This is a genomic window from Bacteroides sp. L008, assembly GCF_040812255.1.
Lineage (GTDB): Bacteria > Bacteroidota > Bacteroidia > Bacteroidales > Bacteroidaceae > Bacteroides > Bacteroides vicugnae.
This window is the reverse complement of sequence record NZ_JBFNXO010000001.1, coordinates 1880914-1903335: the sequence shown is the minus strand read 5'-3', so window position 1 is coordinate 1903335 and position 22422 is coordinate 1880914. Positions and strand designations below refer to the sequence as shown.

General features: G+C 40.2%; 20 protein-coding genes. 17 read left to right on the top strand and 3 right to left on the bottom strand.

Going from position 1 to position 22422, the window contains the following annotated elements:
- Positions 1-131 precede the first annotated feature (131 nt).
- The gene (locus AB3G73_RS07765) at positions 132-1037 is read left to right on the top strand and encodes an AraC family transcriptional regulator (protein WP_009000001.1); all 906 of its coding nucleotides are present in this window, start codon (positions 132-134) and stop codon (positions 1035-1037) included.
- A gap of 67 nt (positions 1038-1104) precedes the next feature.
- Here AB3G73_RS07765 and AB3G73_RS07760 read toward each other — a convergent pair whose 3' ends face one another.
- Positions 1105-2862: a 1-deoxy-D-xylulose-5-phosphate synthase gene (locus AB3G73_RS07760; protein ID WP_099146804.1), complete on the bottom strand. Its 1758-nt coding sequence runs from the start codon at positions 2860-2862 to the stop codon at positions 1105-1107.
- Between the two features lie 300 nt (positions 2863-3162).
- Positions 3163-3330: a winged helix-turn-helix domain-containing protein gene (locus AB3G73_RS07755; RefSeq protein ID WP_081352720.1), complete on the bottom strand. Its 168-nt coding sequence runs from the start codon at positions 3328-3330 to the stop codon at positions 3163-3165.
- A 151-nt stretch (positions 3331-3481) separates the two neighbouring features.
- Between AB3G73_RS07755 and AB3G73_RS07750 the strand changes: the two genes are divergently transcribed.
- The 14 genes from AB3G73_RS07750 to AB3G73_RS07685 all read left to right on the top strand — a co-directional run bounded on the left by AB3G73_RS07750 (position 3482) and on the right by AB3G73_RS07685 (position 18235).
- A complete protein-coding gene (locus AB3G73_RS07750) occupies positions 3482-4513 on the top strand; it encodes an alpha/beta hydrolase (RefSeq protein WP_195650350.1) in 1032 nt (343 codons plus the stop codon).
- 17 nt (positions 4514-4530) lie between these two features.
- Positions 4531-5076 (top strand): cyclophilin-like fold protein, encoded by a 546-nt coding sequence (locus AB3G73_RS07745; protein ID WP_148364936.1) that lies wholly within the window; start codon positions 4531-4533, stop codon positions 5074-5076.
- Positions 5077-5087: 11 nt separating this feature from the next.
- Positions 5088-5951, top strand: coding sequence for a DUF3737 family protein (locus AB3G73_RS07740; protein ID WP_195650364.1), 864 nt, complete (start codon positions 5088-5090; stop codon positions 5949-5951).
- Positions 5952-5954: 3 nt separating this feature from the next.
- Positions 5955-7115 (top strand): MalY/PatB family protein, encoded by a 1161-nt coding sequence (locus tag AB3G73_RS07735; protein WP_195650352.1) that lies wholly within the window; start codon positions 5955-5957, stop codon positions 7113-7115.
- Positions 7116-7408: 293 nt separating this feature from the next.
- On the top strand, positions 7409-8545 hold the full coding sequence (locus AB3G73_RS07730; RefSeq protein WP_195650353.1) for an OmpA family protein: 1137 nt from the start codon (positions 7409-7411) through the stop codon (positions 8543-8545).
- A gap of 201 nt (positions 8546-8746) precedes the next feature.
- Entirely contained in the window at positions 8747-9820 is a 1074-nt protein-coding gene (locus AB3G73_RS07725; RefSeq protein WP_367744299.1) for an STM4015 family protein, read from the top strand.
- A gap of 3 nt (positions 9821-9823) precedes the next feature.
- Positions 9824-10834 carry an STM4014 family protein gene (locus AB3G73_RS07720; protein WP_367744297.1) on the top strand — a complete coding sequence of 337 codons (1011 nt, stop codon included), beginning with the start codon at positions 9824-9826 and terminating at the stop codon, positions 10832-10834.
- Positions 10821-11675 carry an STM4013/SEN3800 family hydrolase gene (locus tag AB3G73_RS07715; RefSeq protein ID WP_367744295.1) on the top strand — a complete coding sequence of 285 codons (855 nt, stop codon included), beginning with the start codon at positions 10821-10823 and terminating at the stop codon, positions 11673-11675. The genes AB3G73_RS07720 and AB3G73_RS07715 overlap by 14 nt, the downstream gene beginning before the upstream one ends.
- A complete protein-coding gene (locus AB3G73_RS07710) occupies positions 11672-12949 on the top strand; it encodes an STM4012 family radical SAM protein (protein ID WP_367744292.1) in 1278 nt (425 codons plus the stop codon). Before AB3G73_RS07715 ends, AB3G73_RS07710 begins: the two co-directional genes overlap by 4 nt.
- Positions 12950-12960: 11 nt before the next feature.
- Complete coding sequence (locus AB3G73_RS07705) at positions 12961-14526, top strand: STM4011 family radical SAM protein (protein ID WP_367744288.1); 1566 nt, start codon at positions 12961-12963, stop codon at positions 14524-14526.
- Positions 14527-14763: 237 nt separating this feature from the next.
- Complete coding sequence (locus AB3G73_RS07700; protein WP_008648610.1) at positions 14764-16128, top strand: MATE family efflux transporter; 1365 nt, start codon at positions 14764-14766, stop codon at positions 16126-16128.
- Between the two features lie 40 nt (positions 16129-16168).
- On the top strand, positions 16169-16717 hold the full coding sequence (locus AB3G73_RS07695) for a Crp/Fnr family transcriptional regulator (protein ID WP_367744282.1): 549 nt from the start codon (positions 16169-16171) through the stop codon (positions 16715-16717).
- Positions 16718-16841: 124 nt separating this feature from the next.
- The gene (locus AB3G73_RS07690) at positions 16842-17720 is read left to right on the top strand and encodes an AraC family transcriptional regulator (protein WP_148364945.1); all 879 of its coding nucleotides are present in this window, start codon (positions 16842-16844) and stop codon (positions 17718-17720) included.
- Positions 17721-17812: 92 nt separating this feature from the next.
- Positions 17813-18235 carry a pyridoxamine 5'-phosphate oxidase family protein gene (locus AB3G73_RS07685; protein ID WP_167511767.1) on the top strand — a complete coding sequence of 141 codons (423 nt, stop codon included), beginning with the start codon at positions 17813-17815 and terminating at the stop codon, positions 18233-18235.
- Between the two features lie 795 nt (positions 18236-19030).
- Here AB3G73_RS07685 and AB3G73_RS07680 read toward each other — a convergent pair.
- Positions 19031-19930, bottom strand: coding sequence for a helix-turn-helix domain-containing protein (locus AB3G73_RS07680; protein WP_367744275.1), 900 nt, complete (start codon positions 19928-19930; stop codon positions 19031-19033).
- A gap of 236 nt (positions 19931-20166) precedes the next feature.
- Here AB3G73_RS07680 and AB3G73_RS07675 point away from each other — a divergent pair, with 236 nt between their 5' ends.
- Both AB3G73_RS07675 and AB3G73_RS07670 read left to right on the top strand, forming a co-directional pair.
- Positions 20167-20733 carry a flavodoxin gene (locus AB3G73_RS07675; protein ID WP_195359450.1) on the top strand — a complete coding sequence of 189 codons (567 nt, stop codon included), beginning with the start codon at positions 20167-20169 and terminating at the stop codon, positions 20731-20733.
- A 414-nt stretch (positions 20734-21147) separates the two neighbouring features.
- A complete protein-coding gene (locus AB3G73_RS07670) occupies positions 21148-22407 on the top strand; it encodes a phosphatase PAP2 family protein (RefSeq protein WP_367744269.1) in 1260 nt (419 codons plus the stop codon).
- Positions 22408-22422 lie beyond the last annotated feature (15 nt).

Genomic DNA, 22422 nt, shown 5'->3' with positions numbered 1-22422 from the left:
TTTTCCTTTCATGTATTGAAAAGGATATGCAAAGGTCCCGTTTTTTACTCTGAAATAGATTATCTAATTCCGTACACTTTTTGTCATATCCGAAACAAATCGTATTTTTACGTCATAAAAAGAAGATGTAAATGGTAAAATCTCGTATATTTGATAATACACAGCTGTTGAAGGAGCATCCGGAACTTCCTCATTATAAAGAGGAGGTAGTCTGTTTTAGGAGTGAATATAAAGACAGAAGTTATCCGGCAAATGAATGTTATTTCAATCGGGAACTTTATATGATATTCGTTCTTGAAGGTCGTTCGGAGATTCTGCTGAATGGAGAGTTTATTGCGATAGAACCGAATATGCTGCTTATTCATGGAGCAAATTATCTCACGGAGCATCTTTACTCAAGCCGTGATATTCAGTTTATTACTCTTGCCCTTTCCGAATCCATGCGGACAGACGACTCTTATTTGACACAAATAACGGCTATCTTATTGGCGACAATGAGGCAGAATAAACAATATACGATACAGTTGACAGAGTACGAAGCCCAAATCATCCGTAAGGAACTGGAAGTGTTGATGCGCCTGCTGAATATTGAACATCATTTTCTTTTCCGGCGCATACAGGCAGCGTGCAATGCTTTATTTCTTGATATAGCTGATTTTCTTTCCCGAAAGACAATTATTAAAAAAGAGGTCAGTCGTAAAGACCACGTTTTACAGGAGTTTCATGCATTGGTTACCCGGAATTTCAGGGAAGAACATTTTGTGAGCTTTTATGCGGATAAACTGGCTATCAGTGAGCAGTACCTGGCCCGTATTGTACGCGCCGGAACAGGCAAGACTATCAATAGTATTATAAACGAACTGTTGGTTATGGAAGCGCGTACCTTGTTGAGTTCTACAAAATCTACGGTTGGTGAGATTGCTTCCAAGTTAGGGTTTAGTGATGCGGCAGCTTTTTGTAAGTTCTTCAAAAGGAATGCAGGACAGACTCCATTGAATTATCGAAAAGGATTGTTACTTCATATCGAAATGAAATAGGTTGATGTAATTGTCTTAACCGACAATATACATCAACCTGTTGAATATATAGTGAATGGGTTTGATTTTAACCGATAAGTGCTGTGATATCTTCTACAATCTGCTCATCTGTCAAGTGATTGGCACGGAGAAACTCCTGTAAATCAAAACGATCTACAAATTCCTTTTTAGCTCCATAGTTCAGGACTTTCATGTCTGTAGCACCATAGTAGCGGGCAATTTTTTCACCGAAACCGCCATCCAATACACCATCTTCCAATGTTATCACTAACTCGTGATCTGCTTTCAGTTCATCCATCAGTTCGTTGTCTACACCGGTGATGTAACGCGGATTGATGAGTGTTGCGTCGACATTGTTTTTTTCTTTCAGAAGTGATGCAACCGACTGTCCTAATCCATAGAATGAACCCAAAGCCACAATGGCCACTTTCGAACCGCGATGAGTAACTTTGTAACGATTGAGAATGCTGTAATCGGAATCTACCGGTTCTCCGCTACTGATTACATCTGTTGCCGGCACGCGGATAGCAACCGGGTGTTCATTCTGACGGATACTCCATTCCAGCATGGCAATATATTCTTCCTTACAAGTCGGAGCCAGATAAACCATATTAGGAATATTGCTGATAAGCGGAATATCGAAGAAACAGAGATGAGTCACATCATTCATTCCGGATAACGTACCCCAGAAGACCAACAAAACAGCCGGATTGTTATTGATACAAAGGTCTTGTGAAAGTTGATCGTAGGAGCGTTGGATGAATGTACTATATACTCCGTAAACGGGTTTCCCACCATTGGCTGCGATACCCGAAGCAAGAGCTACTGCGTGTTCCTCGGCAATGCCTACATCTACGAATTGCTTGCCTGCTTCCTGACGACGGTCCGGAGTAAATCCCAGAACGGTGGGAGTACCAGAAGTGATTGTTACCACACGCGGGTCCTCCTTCATCTTTTTCAGCAGGTATTGGGCGGTTACCTCGCTGTAATCTTCTTCTTCATCACTCACTTTTGCTTCTCCGGTTTCTACATTGAATGGAGTACGCCAGTGGTAAGTCTCTTTATCTTGCTCGGCACGTGCATAACCCTTACCTTTTAATGTATTGATGTGTACTACTATCGGATGCTGAATATCTTTCACTTTAGAGAAAGCTTCAATCAATGCCTGTACGTTATTACCATCATTTACATACATATAATCCAGTCCCATTGCCTTGAAGAAGTTGCATTCGCACTGACCGTTACTGTCACGTAATTCTTTCAGATTCTTGTACAATCCTCCGTGGTTCTCGGCAATAGACATCTGGTTGTCATTAACGATAATAATCATGTTAGTACCAAGTTCTGCTACATAATCCAATCCCTCGAAAGCTTCACCTCCGCTTAAAGAACCATCCCCTATGACGGCTATGATATTTTCATTGCCGCCTGTAAGGTCGCGTCCCTTTGCCAATCCGCTGGCCAGGCTGACAGAAGTAGAAGTATGTCCGATGATGAAGAAATCATGTTCACTTTCTTGCGGTTCGGTATAACCTGATACGTTATCGTATTTTTCCGGATGAAGGAACGCATCTTTACGACCGGTCAGCATCTTGTGTACATAACTCTGGTGCGATACGTCAAATACAATTTTGTCTTTGGGTGAATTGAATACATAATGTAAAGCAATCGTTGCTTCCACCATTCCGAAATTAGGTCCGAAATGCCCGCCATGTTCACTTAATTTTTGCAGGAGTGCTGCACGGATTTCTCCACCTAACTCGTTTAGCTCTTTTTCCGACAGTTTCTTAACATCTGCAGGAGAATAAATATTTTCTAAATACATATCAAACAGTTTTTCTAAATAATGTTTTTACTTATTTCTTTATGACACCGCAAAGATACTGCAGGATTTGAAATCTGTTTGTATATGAATTACGGATTAATTTACCCATATTACAGTTCCCCATAATAGGATAACTCAACTTTTATAAGGAAAAGTATTGATGTGTTATTAAAAAAAGAAACGTTTTCATTTTTGTGGAAGCATTTATAGATTATATATGCGGAAAATACCTTATTATTATGAGCGATAAATATTCATAAGGTTATTTATGCAGTAGCATAATACGGCCATCTTTCTTATTTACAACAATATTATTTTCTCTTGCCAACCAATAGCTAAAACTGCTTCTTCAAAAGTCATAGTTAGCTTTTGACACAACTCTTGTATGGAAAATTCGAATGTTCTTTTCTCAAGTTCATTCCATACACGTCCGGCATTACTGCCAATTTCTGTAATTCTTAAATTCATTTGTCCAATTACATTCTTTCTTAATATTCTACAATCTGTAATTGGGGTTATAATGTCAGTAATTCGTCTACAAACGGTCTCTTTCTTTCATCGTACTTTTGCAATGTTGAAAATAGGTAATCAATTTATTAATTATTAAAGCGCAAGAGATATGAAACGGATTTTATTATTAACGGTTGTATTTATGATGATGCTCGGAACCAGTTTTTCCTCAGCACAGACAAATGCTGATAATTTTTATAAAAGTGATTGGGTAAATGTAGAAAAAGTCTCTTTTTCTAACCAATATAAGATGAAAGTAGTGGGTAATCTTTTTCTGCCCGAGAGTATGAAAGAAGGGGAAAAATATCCTGCAATCATTGTAGGGCATCCGATGGGGGCTGTTAAGGAGCAGAGTGCGAATCTCTATGCAACGAAAATGGCGGAAAGGGGATTTGTTACACTGTCCATCGATTTGTCTTTCTGGGGTGAGAGTGAAGGCGAGCCGCGTAATGCAGTTTTGCCGGAGGTTTATTCGGAGGACTTTAGCGCTGCGGTTGATTTTTTAGGTACGCGTCCGTTCGTTGACCGGAATCTTATTGGTGTAATTGGAATTTGTGGGAGCGGAAGTTTTGCTATCAGTGCAGCGAAAATAGATCCTCGTCTCAAGGCCATTGCAACAATCAGTATGTATAATATGGGAGCAGCCAACCGTAATGGATTAAATCACTCATTAACGTTGGAACAGAGAAAGCAAATAATGGCTGAAGCGGCGGAACAGCGTTATACAGAATTTTTGGGTGGGGAAACTAAATATACCAGTGGCACTGTACATCAGTTGACAGAAACGTCCAATCCGATCGAACGGGAGTTTTATGAATTCTACCGTACGCAGAGAGGAGAATTTACTCCTGACGGAGCAACTCCTATGACCACTACACACCCTACGCTCTCAAGCAATGTGAAATTTATGAATTTCTATCCTTTCGAAGATATTGAAACTATTTCACCCCGGCCTATGCTTTTCATCACCGGAGAGAATGCCCATTCACGTGAATTTAGTGAAGACGCCTATCGATTGGCTGCCGAACCTAAAGAACTGTATATAGTACCCGGTGCCGGACATGTAGATCTTTACGACCGTGTGGGTCTTATCCCGTTTAGTAAGCTGGAATCTTTCTTTAAGGAGTATCTGAAGAAATAAGTTTCAATACTATAAATATGAGATACTATATAATAACAATTCTTGCTATACTGACATTATCAGTCGGTTCCGCATCATGTAGTGAAGATGAACCTATACAGGGAACAGGGCAACAGGTAATTCCGGGTAATGGCTCTAGTGATAATGGCAGTAATAATAGTGGTAATAACACTGGTGATAACGACGATAACAATGATGATAATCCTGTGAGTAATAATCTTAAAGTAACAATCGGGACTGTTTCATTCAATGCTACATTGGAAAATAATGAGACAGCAAAAGCATTTGAGAGATTGCTTCCTATGACAGTGAATATGTCCGAATTGAACAATAATGAAAAGTATTATTATCTACAAAACGGTTTACCAACAACCCCATCCAGCCCAGGTACGATTCGGACAGGTGATTTGATGCTTTACGGATCCACTTGTGTGGTACTTTTTTATGAAACTTTTTCCACTTCATACAGCTATACCCGTTTAGGGCGTATAACTAATCCTTCAGGGCTGCTTTCTGCCCTTGGAGCGGGAAGTGTAAATGTGATTTTTGAAATAACAGACTAAAAAATAAAATGATGCAACAAATAAGAAATAAAGAATATGGAGGCGAACGCCCTCTATTTGCAACCCATGACATTCAGTTGGAAGATGTAACGATTCATGCCGGTGAATCGGCACTGAAAGAATGTAGTAATATCATAGCGATAAACTGCCGTTTTGAAGGGAAATATCCTTTCTGGCACACCAATGGATTCATTGTGAAGAATTGTCTTTTTACAGAAGGAGCTCGTGCCGCCCTGTGGTATTCTCAAAGTCTACAAATGGCGGATACCTTGGTGGAAGCACCGAAGATGTTCCGTGAAATGGATGGGATAAAACTCGAAAATGTGCAGTTGCCCAATGCCTTGGAAACGTTTTGGTATTGTCGTAATATAGAACTGAAGAACGTACAGATTGATAAAGCAGATTATCTTTTTATACATAGCGAGAATATCCATATACAAAATTACGTTCAAAATGGAAACTATTCGTTTCAATATTGCAAGAATGTAGAAATCCGTAATGCAGTCATCAACTCCAAAGATGCTTTTTGGAATACGGAAAATGTAACTGTCTATGATTCGGAACTGAACGGAGAATATCTGGGATGGCATTCTAAAAACCTGCGTTTGGTAAATTGTAAAATTTCGGGTACTCAACCACTTTGTTACGCACATGATCTGGTGATGGAAAATTGTACGATGGCGGAGGATGCTGACCTTGCTTTTGAACATAGTAGCGTGCAGGCAACGATTAAAAGCCCGCTTCATAGTGTGAAAAATCCTCGTACAGGGAGTATTGTTGCCGAAAGCTTCGGCACAATTATTTTGGATGAAAATCTGAAAGCACCGGGAAATTGTGAATTGAAACTCTGGGACGACCTAACCTGTTTTGATTGAAATATGAAGTATAATTTCGATGAAATTATTTCACGCAGAGGTACGAATTCTTATAAATGGGACTCGTCCGCAGATGCGGATGTCTTGCCGATGTGGGTGGCTGATATGGATTTCCGTACGGCTCCCCCCGTCGTGGAGGCATTGAAGAAGCGGGTGGAACATGGGATTTTCGGATATGTACGCGTGCCTGACGCATACTACGAGGCGATAACCAACTGGTTTGCACGACGACATGCCTGGCGGATAGAAAAAGAATGGATTATTTATACTACCGGAGTTGTGCCGGCAATATCTGCTGCAATTAAAGCACTGACAGTACCCGGCGATAAAGTGATGGTGCAGACGCCTGTATACAATTGTTTTTTCTCCTCTATCCGTAATAACGGGTGCGAGATGATTGCCAATCCTTTAGTATATAGAAACAAAGGGTATCAGATTGACTTTGATGATTTGGAGAGGAAAGCTTCCGATCCGAAGATAAAACTCATGTTGTTATGTAATCCGCATAATCCTGTCGGAAGAGTATGGAGTAAGCAGGAATTAAGGCAGATAGGTGAGATTTGTATTCGGAATAATGTGTTTGTGATCGCTGATGAAATTCATTGTGAATTGGTTTTTCTGGGGCATGAATATACTCCTTTCGCTTCTATATCAGAAGAGTTTCTTGTGAATTCGGTAACCTTTGTTTCGCCTAGCAAGGCTTTCAATCTGGCAGGGCTTCAGATAGCCAATATTATTTCTGCAGATGCAAATGTACGGGTGAGGATAGATAAAGCGATTAATATAAATGAAGTATGTGATGTGAATCCTTTCGGAGTGGAGGCGTTGATGGCTGCTTACAATGAGGGTGAAGAATGGCTGGAAGAACTTAAAATCTATTTGTTTGCGAATTACATCTATTTAAAAGGTTATTTTGATGAATATCTTCCGGAATTTCCCGTAATGATGTTGGAAGGTACGTATCTGGTTTGGGTAGATTGCTCGGTCTTGAATCAAACGTCAGCAGAAATAGTAAAAGACTTGTTGAAGAAAGAAAAGCTTTGGGTGAACGAAGGCAGTCTGTATGGAGAGACTGGTGAAGGGTTTATCCGTATCAATATTGCATGTCCGCGACAGCGGTTGATAGAAGGATTAAACAGATTGAAGCGGGTACTGAAATCATAAATACGAATGAAAAGCTAATTGTTCCATTTCTGCAGGTGAAGCATCACCCCCATGAAACAGACACAGGTAATCGCTTTTCCATATTTACCAAGCAGGATAGAAAACCTTCTTCATATTTTAGATTTTCTGAAAGCATAATAGATGTTAATAGGGCTCATAGCTTGCGAACTAATTTTTGGTATGATATGTTGTCTAAAGTGAATAACGAATTAAAAAATGAACTAGAAAGTTAGACATGAACATACAATACATTTCTAATGATTTAGCAGATAAAACATTACATTTAAAAACTTATGAATATGAGAAAATCTATTATTTTATTAGCTTTTATATTGGGTGGCTTTACAGCAGCAAATGCCCAATCAGTTGTAGAAGGTACCAAACTTACAGATAATTGGTCTGTCGGAGTAAATGCCGGTGGAGTCACTCCCCTTACTCACAGTGCTTTCTTTAAAGGTATGCGTCCCGCTTTTGGAGTGGGAGTCTCAAAGCAATTAACTCCTATCTTCGGTTTGGGATTCCAAGGAATGGGATATATCAATACCACATCCAGTAAAACGGCTTTCGATGCTTCGGATGTCAGCGTATTGGGTAAAGTCAATCTGATGAATCTATTTGCAAGTTACACGGGCGAACCTCGTTTGTTTGAAGTGGAAGCTGTGGCCGGAATAGGTTGGTTACATTATTATGTGAATGGCGATGGCGATCAGAACTCCTGGTCTACGCGTTTGGGATTGAATTTCAATTTCAACTTGGGTGAAAGTAAAGCATGGACATTGGGAATCAAACCTGCCATTGTGTATGATATGCAAGGTACTTACCCTGAAACAAAGAGCCGTTTCAATGCTAATAACGCAGGTTTTGAGTTGACAGCCGGATTGACATACCACTTTAAGACAAGTAACGGAACACATCATTTTGCCAAAGTGAGAGTATATAATCAAGCCGAAATTGACGGACTGAACTCTTCAATCAATGCACTTCGTGCAGATGTAAACAACAAAGATGGTGAGATCAGCAATGCAAACCGACGTATCAACGGATTGCAGGAAGAACTTGAAGCATGCCGCACAAAAGTGGTTCCGGTGGAGACTGTAGTAAAAACCGCCCGTGTACCCGAATCTATCATTACTTTCAGACAAGGTAAATCGTCAGTTGACGCTTCACAACTTCCTAATGTGGAACGTGTAGCTGCCTACATGAAGAAGTATGCTGATTCAAAAGTGGTTATTAAGGGATACGCTTCTCCGGAAGGTAGTGTTGAAGTGAATGCCAGAATTGCTGCAGCACGTGCAGAAGCTGTAAAAACGATCTTGGTCAACAAGTATAAAATCAGTGCATCTCGTATCACTGCCGAAGGTCAGGGTGTAGGCGATATGTTTACTGAACCGGATTGGAACCGTGTAAGTATATGTACTATTGAAGATTAAACTGATGTATTACAGAAATAGAATAATGAAGGCTGCCCCCAAAGGCAGCCTTTGTTGTATATCTTGGGTTGTATTTTTGAATACTCTGAAAGTTTAGTAAACAGATTTCTTTGTACATTACATAAAATGGTTATTTTTGCAGGTATTGTTCATGCGCGTTCTGTGTTGAGTGTGCAAATATCAACCATTAAAAACTGTATTATGAAGAGAGTATTCGTTTTTCAAGATTTTAAATCGCAGAAATTCTGGAGTATAGATGTAGTCGGAACAGATGTTACTGTAAATTATGGTAAGTTGGGGACCGACGGACAAACACAAGTGAAAAACTACGCAACGACTGAAGAGGCTGAAAAAGCTGCCGGCAAACTGATTGCGGAAAAGACCAAAAAAGGGTATGTAGAAACTGCTGAAGAAACTGCACGTGAAATGAAAGTGGAAGCCAAGAAATATACTTTGAGTTACGATGAGTATGAAAACAATGTGAATCTTTTGGATAAGATATTGAAAGATAAACATCTCTCTGAATATAAACAAATAACAATCGGTTGTTGGGATTATGAGGGTGGCGACTGTTCTGCCTTATTACAGGGAATGATTGAAAATAAGGAGAAGTTCGCACAAATAGAAGGCTTGTTCTGGGGAGATATTGAGCAGGAAGAACAGGAGATTTCATGGATTGAACAAGCTGATATTAGTCCGCTGCTCGATGCCATGCCTAAATTGAAGGATCTGAAAATCAAAGGAACTAATAATCTGCGTTTGGGAAAGACTTCACGGCCGGAGTTGCGGTCACTGGAAATTATCAGTGGTGGCCTGCCTACTGAAGTGGTAGAAGATATTCTTGGTTCTGATTTCCCCAATCTGGAAAAACTGATTCTATATGTTGGTGTGGAAGATTATGGATTTGAAGCTGATATTGAGATATTCCGTCCGTTGTTCTCCAAAGAACGTTTCCCGAAGCTGACTTATCTGGGGATCGTCAACTCTGAAGAACAGGACAAGATTGTAGAAATGTTCCTGGAGTCGGATATTCTTCCCCAACTTGAAACAATGGATGTTTCGGCCGGTACTCTCAAAGATGAAGGTGCCCAATTATTGCTGGATAATATGGATAAGATCGCTCATTTGAAGTTTATCAATATGCGCTACAATTATTTGAGCAAGGATATGAAGAAACTGCTGCAGAATCTTCCTATGAAAATAGATATTGCTGAAACTGAAGAGGCGGATGAATATGATGGTGAATTGTGGTATTACCCGATGATTACAGAATAGGAGATGCAGATAATCGTTGTCAGCAACTCTTTGTCAAAACGTATAGAATACTTTATTGAAGCAGGTAAATACTTGCAGACGGAAGTTCGTTTTATGACTTACGGGGAACTTTTTAATTGCTTGCCGCAATTACGGCAGGCAGTTATCAAGCTGGAACCTTGTGTAAGCAATGAAACGGATTTCCTGAAATATGCGCTGTTGAATCAGGCATATAAGGAAACACTGCAACGTTTAGGCGAGATGAGGCTATCTGATGACGTGCACTTTTTGAACACTCCCCATGCTTTGTTGCGTGCTCTTGACAAAAAGGAGACTAAACAAGTGCTGGTGGACAGAGGTTTGAGAGTGACTCCGATGTTATCTTCTCCCCATTCTTTTGATGAGTTGAGAGAGCTTCTTGCCGATTGCGGTAGAGGATGCTTTTTGAAACCCCGTTACGGTTCGGGGGCGGGAGGCATTATGGCTGTTCGCTATCAACCCAACCGGAATAAATGGGTAGTCTATACTACCTTGCAACAAGTGGATGGAGTCATTCATAACACCAAACGTATCCACCGTTTGAGTACGGAAAAAGAGATGATCCCGTTGGCGGAAGCGGTGATGCAAACAGAAGCTATTTTAGAAGAATGGATTCCTAAAGAGCAGTTGCAGGGAGAGAATTATGATCTCCGGGTAGTGTGCCGGGAATCTGAAATTGATTATATCGTTGTGAGATGTAGTAAAGGAAGCATAACCAATCTGCATCTGAACAATAAGGCACATTGGTGGAACGAGTTGTCTTTGCCGGAAGTAGTGCGGCAACAAATCTATTTTCAGTGTCAGGAAGCGGTCCAATCCTTGGATTTGCAGTATGCCGGAGTGGATGTCCTGATGGAGAGAGGAGCAGATATACCTTATATAATAGAAGTCAACGGACAGGGAGATCATGTGTATCAGGATATGTTTGCTCATAATTCTATTTATATTCAACAGATAAAAAACATAAAAAAGAGATATAACCATGCAAATAGATGAACTGCCGGCTGGCGAACAGACCCAAAATCCGGATCTGGATATGAATCAGGTGGTGGGTACTCATGATATATTGATGCTTTGCTTTGATACCTTGCGTTATGATGTCAGCAAGGAGGAAGAAGCGGCAGGAAGAACACCGGTACTGAACAGTCACGGAAAAGAATGGGAAAAAAGACATGCGCCGGGAAATTTTACTTACCCGTCTCATTTTGCCATCTTTGCAGGATTTCTGCCTTCTCCGGCGGAACCTCATTCGCTACGCAGCCGTAAGTGGTTGTTTTTCCCTGTGCAAGCTGGTACGGGACGTATTCCGCCTGCGGGAAGTTATCCGTTTACGGAAGCAACTTTTGTGCAAAGCCTTGCCAATGTAGGTTATGAAACGATTTGTATAGGAGGGGTGAACTTCTTCAGCAAGCGTAATGAACTGGGGCGTGTGTTTCCCGGTTACTTTACTAAAAGTTATTGGCTGCCGACCTTTGGATGCACGGCACCCGATAGTACTGAAAAACAAATTGATTTTGCATTGAAGAAACTCGAAAACTATCCGGAGGACAAACGGATTTTTATGTATATCAATTTTTCTGCTATTCATTATCCGAACTGCCATTATGTGGAAGGCAAAATGAAGGATGATAAGGAATCACACGCTGCCGCGCTGCAATATGTCGACAGTCAGCTACCCCGTTTATTTCAGGCCTTTCAGAAGCGGGGAAATACGCTGGTGATTGCTCTTTCCGATCATGGCACTTGCTATGGAGAGGATGGATATGAATATCATTGCATATCTCACGAAACGGTTTATACAGTCCCTTACAAACACTTTATTTTAACGAAAAAATGAATCAACCGCTACCACGATATGTAGACTATATGTATAGTTATCCACATAAAACTGCTTATCGTTCTTTTCCGTCCCCGGTTTCGCTGGTTCCTTACCTGAAACAGGTGGAAGGACAGAAAGCATCGCTTTATTTCCATATTCCTTTTTGTAGCCATAAATGTGGATATTGCAACTTGTTTTCTCTGCAAACAAATCGTGCGGATTATATCGCAACTTATTTGGAAACTCTTCACAAGCAGGCTCAACAGTTGTCTCCACTCACTACCGGACTGGCATTTGATAGTTTCGCCATTGGAGGAGGCACACCGTTGCTCCTCACTGTTCCTCAACTGGAATACCTATTGGATACGGCTGCCTTATTCGGAGTGCATCCTTCACATACCTTTACTTCCGTAGAAACATCGCCGGAATATGCCGATCCTGCCCGTTTGGACTTGTTGAAGCAAGCAGGAGTGGCTCGTGTGAGTATTGGCGTACAGAGTTTCCTTGACGAAGAATTAACAGCTTTGAAAAGACGTCCCCGGCAAGACATGATTAATCAGGCGCTGGAGGCTATCCGGAAGAGGCAATTCCCATTTTTTAATATTGATTTGATTTATGGAATCAAAGGACAAACTGTAGCCAGTTTTCTTTATTCATTGGAACAGGCTCTTCTGTTTCAGCCTAACGAACTCTTTATCTATCCGCTATATGTACGACCGGGAACGGCTATCACGGAGCGGGAATCCGACGATGTCTGTTTTCAGATGTATTGTGCCGCTTGTGATTTGTTGAAAGACAGAGGTTTTCTACAAACTTCGATGCGACGTTTTATTCATCATCCGTCTATTGATGCGGAAATCTCATGTGGGGATGAAGTGATGCTGTCGTGTGGCTCCGGCGGACGCAGTTACCTGGGTAATTTGCATTATGCCACCCGGTATACTGTTTGCCAGCGTTGTATTGCCGGAGAGATAGATGATTATATGGGCACTACTGATTTTACAGTGGCTCGTAATGGATTTATTCTTTCGCAGGAAGAACAGCGACAACGTTTCATCATTAAAAATCTGATGTATTATATGGGGCTTGATAAGGCCGAATATAAGTGTCGCTTTGGAGAATCACCGGATAATGTGACGTTGTTCCGACAGTTAGCTGAACGGCAATGGATAGAAGATACGGATAACGGTCGTGTTTGTCTGACTTCCGAAGGAATGGCATACTCCGATTATATTGGTCAGTTGTTCATTACTCCTGAAATAAGAGAACTGATGGAAACTTATTCTTATTGAACGAAATAGAAATGGAAAACGAAGGCTCTTTACTTTCCTTCAGGCGTATATATTATCGCGGCAAATTGAATAGCTGCAACTATACCTGTTCTTATTGCCCTTTCGGCAAGAAGTCGCATCTGGCAGATACGACCCAGGATGAACAGGCATGGAATCGTTTTATAGCAGCTATTGAACAATGGAAAGGGGAGCCGTTGCAGTTATTTATTATTCCTTACGGTGAAGCATTGATCCATCGTTATTATCGGAAAGGAATGATGCATTTGGCAGCATTGCCACAGGTGGCCGGAATTTCCTGTCAGACTAACCTTTCTTTTCCGGCTAAACACTGGCTTGATGAGATTCGTGTGACTCCCACTGTGATAAGTAAGATAAGGCTCTGGGCTAGTTTTCATCCAGAGATGACTTCGGTAGAGAAATTTGCGCATCAGATTCATATACTCCATCATGCGGGAATACAGGTATGTGCCGGAGCGGTAGGAAATTCCTCTGCAAAGGCCGTACTCAATGATTTACGGAATACTCTTTTGCCGGATATTTATTTATTCATTAATGCTATGCAAGGGTTAAGAACACCATTAAGTCAGGAAGATATTCAGTTTTTCAGTCAACTGGATAATCTTTTTGAGTATGACTTGAAGAATGCTCCGGCACAATGGGAAGTTTGCGCAGGAGGAAGGAATAATTGTTTTATCGATTGGAAAGGGGATATGTATGCTTGTCCCCGAAGCCGGGTGAAGATTGGTAATTTTTATCAAGGTGATGGAGCTGTTGTGCCGCTATCTTGCGAGAGGAAGGTTTGTGATTGTTATATTGCGTTTAGTAACCTGAACAATCACCCTTTACATCGAATCATGGGAGAAGGGGCGTTCTGGCGAATACCTGACAAGCCACTTATTACGACTGTTTTCTTCGATGTGGATGGAACACTGACTGATTCACAGGGAAAAGTTCCTGAAAGTTATGCTAACGCTTTGCGATATATGGCACAGTCCGTTTCCTTATATCTTGCCACTTCTCTGTCGATGGAGCAGGTGAAGAAAAAGCTGGGAAAGGCTCTTTTCGATTTATTCAGGGGAGGAGTGTTTGCAGATGGAGGTTTATTATCTTATTCGGGCCAGATCAGGTGTTTGCCGGTGAAAGTATATCCGGAGGTATATGGAGAATCTGCAAAAGTCACTATTCATAGTTATGAAGGAGTGGTTTACAAGTATAGTATATTGGTACGTGATAAAGAACAGAGAGAAGCTATTCTTACCCGGTTGAAAGAGAATCCCTGCCAGGTCTTTCATAAAGCTCCGCTGATAACAGTCATTCATCCTGAAGCAAGTAAAAAAGAGGGGGTGATTCAGTTATGTAAGGCTTTGACTTTATCTTTTGAACACACCTTAGTTGTAGGAAATTCGTTAAAGGATTGGCCGATGATGTCCGTGGTTTCTCATTCTTGTGCCGTAATGAATGCGGAACCCTTATTAAAAGAACGCGCACGTTATACGCTGAATCCGGATCGGTTGGCAGCTTTCTTTCGTTTTTCTAACGGAGATCCTATAGATCAAACCTCGTCTGATAATAGTTGATATATAGCTAGTTACATCTCCATAAGAAAATAAAAACCGGTTAAAATTTGGTAATTATGAAAACAAAGCCCATATTTGCAGCCCTGAAATAGGGACAGGCATAAAAATCCTCATCGGAGGGTGCTATAATAATAATTATAGTGCTGGATAAGATGAATGGTGCAAATCATTCGCTTGTCCGGCACTTTTTTTATGTTGTAACAAAATAAGATAAAGAGGAAAAGTATCGAAGAAACTATGAAAGAGTTAGATTTGACACAAGGAAGCGTACCGAAGGTATTGTTGCAGTTTGCAGTACCTTTTTTAATTGCTAATGTACTTCAGGCACTTTATGGCGGGGCTGACCTTTTCGTTGTCGGACAATATGATGATTCGGCAAGTGTGGCAGCCGTAGCTATTGGTAGTCAGGTGATGCAGACAATAACAGGTATTATTCTGGGTATTACTACCGGGACAACAGTGCTGATTGCTATTGCTACCGGAGCCAAAGACAATCGGAAAGTAGCTTTTACTATCGGGTCTTCCGTATGGTTGTTTTCAATAACCGGTGTAGTGCTAACTTTGGTCATGGTACTTTTTCATGGTCGGATAGCAGAACTGATGCATACTCCCGTAGAAGCTATGGCAGATACGAAAAGCTATATTTTGGTATGCTCTCTGGGTATTCTGTTTATAGTGGGATATAATGTTGTATGTGGCATTTTGCGTGGACTGGGTGATTCTAAAACACCACTTTATTTTGTTGGGCTGGCATGTGTGATAAATATAGTGCTCGATTTTATATTGGTCGGTTATTTCCATTGGGGGGCTACGGGAGCGGCTATCGCTACTGTAACTGCACAAGGAGTCAGCTTTGGAATAGCGCTCTGGTTCTTATACCGGCACGGATTCCATTTTGACTTTTCACGGAAAGATATTCGATTGAACCGGAATCTGTCTAAAAAGATCTTGGTGTTGGGAGCACCTATTGCTTTGCAGGATGCTTTAATCAATGTTTCTTTTCTGATTATCACTGTCATTGTCAATCAGATGGGAGTCATTGCATCTGCTTCCCTGGGTGTTGTTGAGAAAATCATCGTGTTTGCTATGCTGCCTCCGATGGCTATATCATCGGCTGTGGCAACCATGACTGCACAGAACTATGGAGCGGGACTTATCAAGAGAATGAATAAATGTCTGGCTTCGGGGATTGGGATTGCTCTTGTTTTCGGTGTGTCGGTTTGCGTGTATTCGCAATTCCTGCCGGAGACTCTTACTGCTTTCTTTACGAAAGATGCTGCTGTGGTGGCAATGGCGGCAGATTATTTGCGAGGGTATAGCATCGACTGTATCGTGGTTAGTTTCGTGTTCTGCATTAATTCTTATTTCAGCGGACAAGGAAACTCGTTATTCCCGATGATTCACAGTCTGATAGCCACTTTCCTGTTCCGTATACCGTTGTCATACTGGTTCAGCCAGATAGATAGCTCGTCGCTGTTTATCATGGGATTTGCTCCACCCATTTCAACGGTCGTTTCATTATTGATTTGTATCTGGTATTTACGATATACCCAAAGGAAATTATATTTGAGAGGCACAATGATGCCTGCTATGTCGAATTAGGTGTTTTTAAGTGACATATATTAACTAAAATCTATTTTGTATGGAAGCTTATTTGAAGAAACTCTGTTTTGAGTATCAGGTGGATGAAAGAGAAGTGAAAGAGCTGTTGGCTCGAATGGAAATGGTGTATCTGGATAAAGGAGAAACGATTGCTTCTGCCACAATGCCGGAGCAGAGCTTGTACATTATTGTTTCCGGTATTTTGCATACATATACCACTCATGAAGGAGAGGAGAGAACCAACCGGTTTTTCTCTGCGGGTGATGCTGTGTTATGCTATAATTCAAGTCAGTATTCTATCAAGACACTGACGAAATGTGCTGCTTATTACATCAGTGAAGAGGAGATTGAAGAGTTGTGTGCATCTTCAATTTCATTTGCGAATCTGGTCCGTCAACTGATGGAGTATCAGTTTTACTTTAAAGAGGAAGAGGATATGAGTGCCTGCAAACTGACAGTAAGGGAAAGGTATCTCTCTTTATTGGCGGAAATCCCGGATATTCTGTACAGGGTGCCATTGAAGCACATTAATCATTACTTGGGGGCAGATGTAACCAGTTTGGGGTATCTGGCCGGAGATTCTAAATAGGAAATATAACCTAGACATATTTTTTCTATGTATTCCTTATCAGATGGCTCATGGCTTATTCAATCGAATCGATTTTGGAAAGTCTTTGGATTATTTGGTAAGGAATACTATTTTTGTATTCTGAATGAAAAACTCAATACCTCGATATACTTTTTATAAGCATAAGTATGGGAGTGAACTTTTGGTCGATGTAGTAGAACTGAAGTATGTGAAGAAGTTCCTGGCTAAAAGTACTGTCCACACTCTCAACTATTATGATATTACTTTCATAACAGAAGGTAAGGGAGCTTTTTCAGTCGATAACCAAACCTATGAAGCAATTCCATGTGACGTTCTTTTCTCTAAACCGGGGGAAATCCGGAACTGGGATACTCATCATATCATCAATGGGTATGCTCTGATTTTCGAAGAAGAGTTTTTGTCTTCCCTCTTTAAAGATTCTTTGTTTGTACGGCATCTTTCGTTTTTTCAGATAGAAAGTTTTTCATCGCGACTACATTTGTCTGATGAACTTTATACACGCATACTTGAAACCTTGCATGATATAAAGATGGAGATTGATTCGTATCAACAGGACGATGTACACGTTTTGAGAGCATTGCTTTATGAAGTCCTGATGTTGTTGGATCGTGCTTATCTTAAAAAGACTTCGATGGAAGAAGGCAGAAACAGGGAAGTTTCCAATAATCATGTAAGCAAATTCATGAATTTGGTTGCTACACATGCAAAAGAGCAACATTCGGTTCAATATTATGCAGATAAGCTCTGTATTACTCCTAATTATCTGAATGAGATGATAACCTCGACCATGGGGTTCAGTGCAAAACAATATATCCGGAACAAGGTGATGGAAGAGGCTAAAAGGCTGCTTGTTTATACGGACTTTCCTATAGCTGATATTGCATTTGAACTCTGTTTTTCAACAGTTTCTTATTTTATCCGTAGTTTTCGGCAGCATACGGGAGAAACTCCATTATTGTATCGTAAAGCACACAAACCGTAAAAAGTGCTATTTCTACCTTTCTTTTTATTGCATTACTTTTCTGGTATTTCTCTACTTTCGCATCAGATAATAAACCAATAATAAAAAGTAAAATGATGAGAGACGCGGAAAAAACAGTAGGCAACATGATTGATAAGCTGAAAACAGCTTTTATCGGTTCGGTAGACGGTGAAGGATTTCCTACCATCAAAGCAATGCTGCAACCTAGAAAAAGAGAGGGCATAAAAACGATTTATCTGACAACAAACACTTCGTCCATGCGTGTGGCGCAATACCGGGAGAATAACCATGCATGTATCTACTTCTGTGATACGAGATTTTTTAGAGGTGTTATGCTACGCGGCGCGATGGAGGTCTTGACGGACAGTGCCAGTAAAGAGATGATCTGGCAGGAGGGAGATACCATGTACTATCCGGAGGGAGTGACGGATCCCGATTACTGTGTATTGAAGTTTACTGCTGTTTCAGGACGTTTCTATAGTAATTTTAAATCGGAAGATTTTGTGGTCGAATAATGTCTATACTATTCCTCATAACATAATAAGTTCTGCCACTGGTTGATGATATTTTGCTTCCTTTATTTGATAAAGGAATCCGAGTAAACACTCTTATATTTTTATCTTAGCGGCAGTAGAGCTTATGTCTAACCCCACTTTATATGCATTCATATACCAAACATCTTAAATTAAACCCAATGTTTGACATCTGTGTCAGACGCAAATGTATGTAAAATATGGTAGATGCCGTGAGTCGTATTCAACGTTTTGGATTTAATTAGCGAATTGGAAAAATAGAAAGATGGGATGTGGAGGAGGAAAACGATTGTGTAAATAAAGAAGTAAATGAATTATTGTGTATTTATATTACCTGTAGAGCTGTTCCGAAATTTTTTCGTGGTGAATGCTAAAATTATTGCTTACTCTATTTTTGACAAAAGAAAACGTCGTTTTTAATAAACCCGAATCCTGTTTATAATAAACTTCTTGATAGTTTTAGTAAAACGGTATTCGAGTTTATTATAAACTATTTGATAGCAGTTTTAGAATTAGACGAGAGATTTTAAGCTGAATTATAAACAAAATGGGGCAATAATCATTCGACTATTGCCCCATATCATATAGGAGTCGGTATTGTAAAATACCGGGTTGTTTATGATTTATGTATGATTATTTCTATCTAATTTCATGCTTTTTATACTTTTTCTTTTCTCAAAGATACAACATAAAAAGTCATTTGTCAAGAGTCTGATGCGAAAAGTATCTTATCGGTTTTAAAAACAGAAGAAGAATTTTGCTTCTAATAACTGATTTTTATCCGGCTTGTGCGCGGTACTCATTGGGGGTAGTTCCAATGTTTTTCTTAAATACCCTGCTTAAATGATGGGGATATTTAAAACCGAGTTCGTATGCTATTTCGCTGATTGTTTTATTACTTTCAATCAATAGTTCTTTTACTTTTTCCATTATGGCCAGTTGGATATATTCCTGTGCGGACTTTCCGGTTTCCTTTTTTACCAGATCTCCAAAATAATTGGGAGAAAGGTGCATTTGTTCTGCACAGTATTGTACGGAGGGCAAACCGATCTCGGAGGGTTTGTCCGAATTGAAATATTGCTGAAGTATCTGTTCGAATTCGGTTAGTAAATCATGGTTGACTACTTCACGAGTGACGAACTGGCGTTCGTAAAAACGCACGCAATGATTGAGCAGGGTCTCTATATTGGAAGTCACAATTTGTTTGGTATGCTTGTCGATTGCATTTTCCAATTCTTCCCGTATTTCATGAAAACAGTTCAAGATGATCCGGCGTTCCCGGTCAGACATGTGAAGAGCTTCATTAGATTCATAAGAGAAAAAAGTATAGTCTTTCATTCTGCGGGCAAGGGGAGTACCATATAACAAATCGGGGTGAAACATAAGCACAAGACCTTTGGGATTTATAGTCTCACCGCCATCATTCACACCGGCTATTTGTCCCGGAGAAATGAAAACTAACGTACCATCTTCGTAATCGTATTTGTTACGACCATATTGAAGCACACCGCAATCAAGTTCTTTATAGAACACACAATAAAAGCCGAAATTCTTTCGACAGTGCTTGAGGGATTGGAGCGTAGAGAAATCGGTTACACTAACCAGAGGATGCAGGGTTTCTGCACCTAGAAGTCTGTTATATTCCTGGATAGTTTCCAGTTTAATTATATTCTCCATATTCATATTCTTTTGTTTCACAACAAAAATAAAGGTTTTCAATGAGAATGCCATACGGGATATGTCATAAAAGGTAATTTGTGTTTGATATTCTGTAATTTGTGTTAGTGTGCTGATTTGCAATATCGTGTGCTTAGTAAAAATGGTTATAATATCAGTAATTTGTCTATTGTGTTACTTTCTATATTCCGGTAACTTTGCATCATCGAAAGGTAATAACTAAAATGAAATTGAAGATGAGAAAATTAGTATTGATTATGATGATGTGTTTAGCGGCATTGAGTTCTTACTCATGTGCCCAAAGTGATGAACCGGTCACCCAGGTGAGTGGAAAGAAAATCCTTGTTGCTTACTTCAGCTGGGGAGGTACTACAAAACGTTTGGCGGAGGAGATTGCTTCACTTACAGGTGGCGATTTGTTTTCTATTGAAACCGTTACACCTTATCCAACGGATTATACTCCTTGTACGGAGGTGGCGAAAGAGGAATTGGAGAAAGGTATTCGTCCTCCATTAAAAGATGTTGTTAAGAATATGGATGATTATGATATTGTTTTTGTAGGCTGTCCGGTGTGGTGGCATACAGCTCCAATGGCGATATGGTCATTTCTGGAAAGTAAAGAATACAATTTGAAGGGAAAAATCATTGTACCATTCTGTACTTATGCAGCCACTTACCGAGATGAAACTTTGGCTAAAATAGTAGAACTTACTCCGGATTCAGAACATTTGAAAGGTTTTGGCTCTACAGGTAGTACAAGTGGAGCAAAAGGTTGGTTGAAAGAAATTGGAATAATAAAATAACAATAGATACAAATAGGATAAGTATTATGAAGTATAGAGAATTAGGAAATAGTCGGCTTCGGGTGTCTGCTATCTTTAATCATAAGAAAGCATCTCGTCGTCAATTTCAGATATTGCTTTCTTTTCTGCATCCGAGAGGGGGGCAATAAAATGATTCCAAATTTTATTTTGTAGGGGGCTTCGAGTTTGAGATATTCTGTAAGTTTGGCTTTTATCGGACGTGTCATGTCTGACATGTAGGCTTCACTGTTTTCAAATGGAATGTATGGTCTGCTATTACTTCTGTTGGTATTGCCAAGTATAATATTGTTAATTTATAAAAAGAGAGAACGAGCCGTTGATAAATAATTAATTTTGTAGCAACAAAGAGTGATATGGTAATGTGCATGGAACAGGGCATAAATGGACAGAGTAATGAAAATGATTGTAATATGTATTGTTGGCATTTGTAGCTTTTCTTTCTTATCTGCTCAAAATTTGGCAGATAATGTTATGGCGGAAAGAAGAGATAGTTTGCGTATCTCTACAACAACCAATTTTAGTAGAAGGCTTGATAAATTCTCATCTTCCCGTTTCTATCAGATGACGTATATCGGCATTCCGTTAATGGTTGGTGGCTTGATTGTAAAAAATGAGGACGATCATTTTCGAGGTTTACGTAACGACTATCTGCCCCGTTTCAATCGTCATTTGGATGATTATATGCAATATGTCCCTGCTGCAGTGATGCTTGGTATGAAAGCAGCCGGAGTGCAAAGTCGCAGCTCATGGGGTAGAATGCTCGTTTCCGACGCTTTTTCCGCACTGCTGATGGGTGGTGTGGTAAATACTTTGAAGCAAACGACAAACGTCGAACGTCCGGATGGCTCAAACAAACATTCTTTTCCATCCGGACATACGGCTACGGCATTTATGACTGCTACCATGTTTACCAAGGAATACGGACATAAAAGTCCATGGGTAGGTGTCGGGGCATATAGTGTGGCTACTGCAACCGGTCTTATGCGGATGGCAAACAACAAGCATTGGTTAAGTGATGTGCTGACGGGGGCAGGAATCGGAATATTGTCGACGGAAGTGGGGTATTATTTTGCAGATCTGATATTCAGGGAAAAAGGAATCAATAGGTTTGCAGGTGAAGATAGGTTCGACAGAATGGATAGGCCTTCATTTGTCAGTTTGTATCTTGGATTGAATATCCCGTTGAGCAGTTATGATATCGACGAACAAATGGAGTTTCGTACTTCATCAGGCAGTTCGGCCGGTGTGGAGGGGGCCTGTTTCTTTAATCCGTATGTAGGCGTGGGAGGGCGATTCACTGTTTCCAATACTTTGATTATTGTCAATGAAGAACAGGCAGAAAATAACACATTTGATGCGATATCGCTTTGCGGAGGAAGCTATTTTTCATATCCGTTGTCTTCACGATGGCTGATAGGCAGTAAACTTCTGGGTGGATACGTGCATTATCCACAATTGGAATTAACTGACCGGTCGGTTTCTGCAAGAAATGGTTTCTGCATGGGAAGTGGGGTTTCCTTGACGTTCAAAGCAAAGGAATATTATGGAATCCGTTTTTTTCTCGACTATGATTTGCTTCCGTCGCATAGTAGGAACAGTGGTGAGTATATGAATATGCTTACTTTAGGGTCATCATTTATGATTACGTTTTAAATCGTAGCATATTTT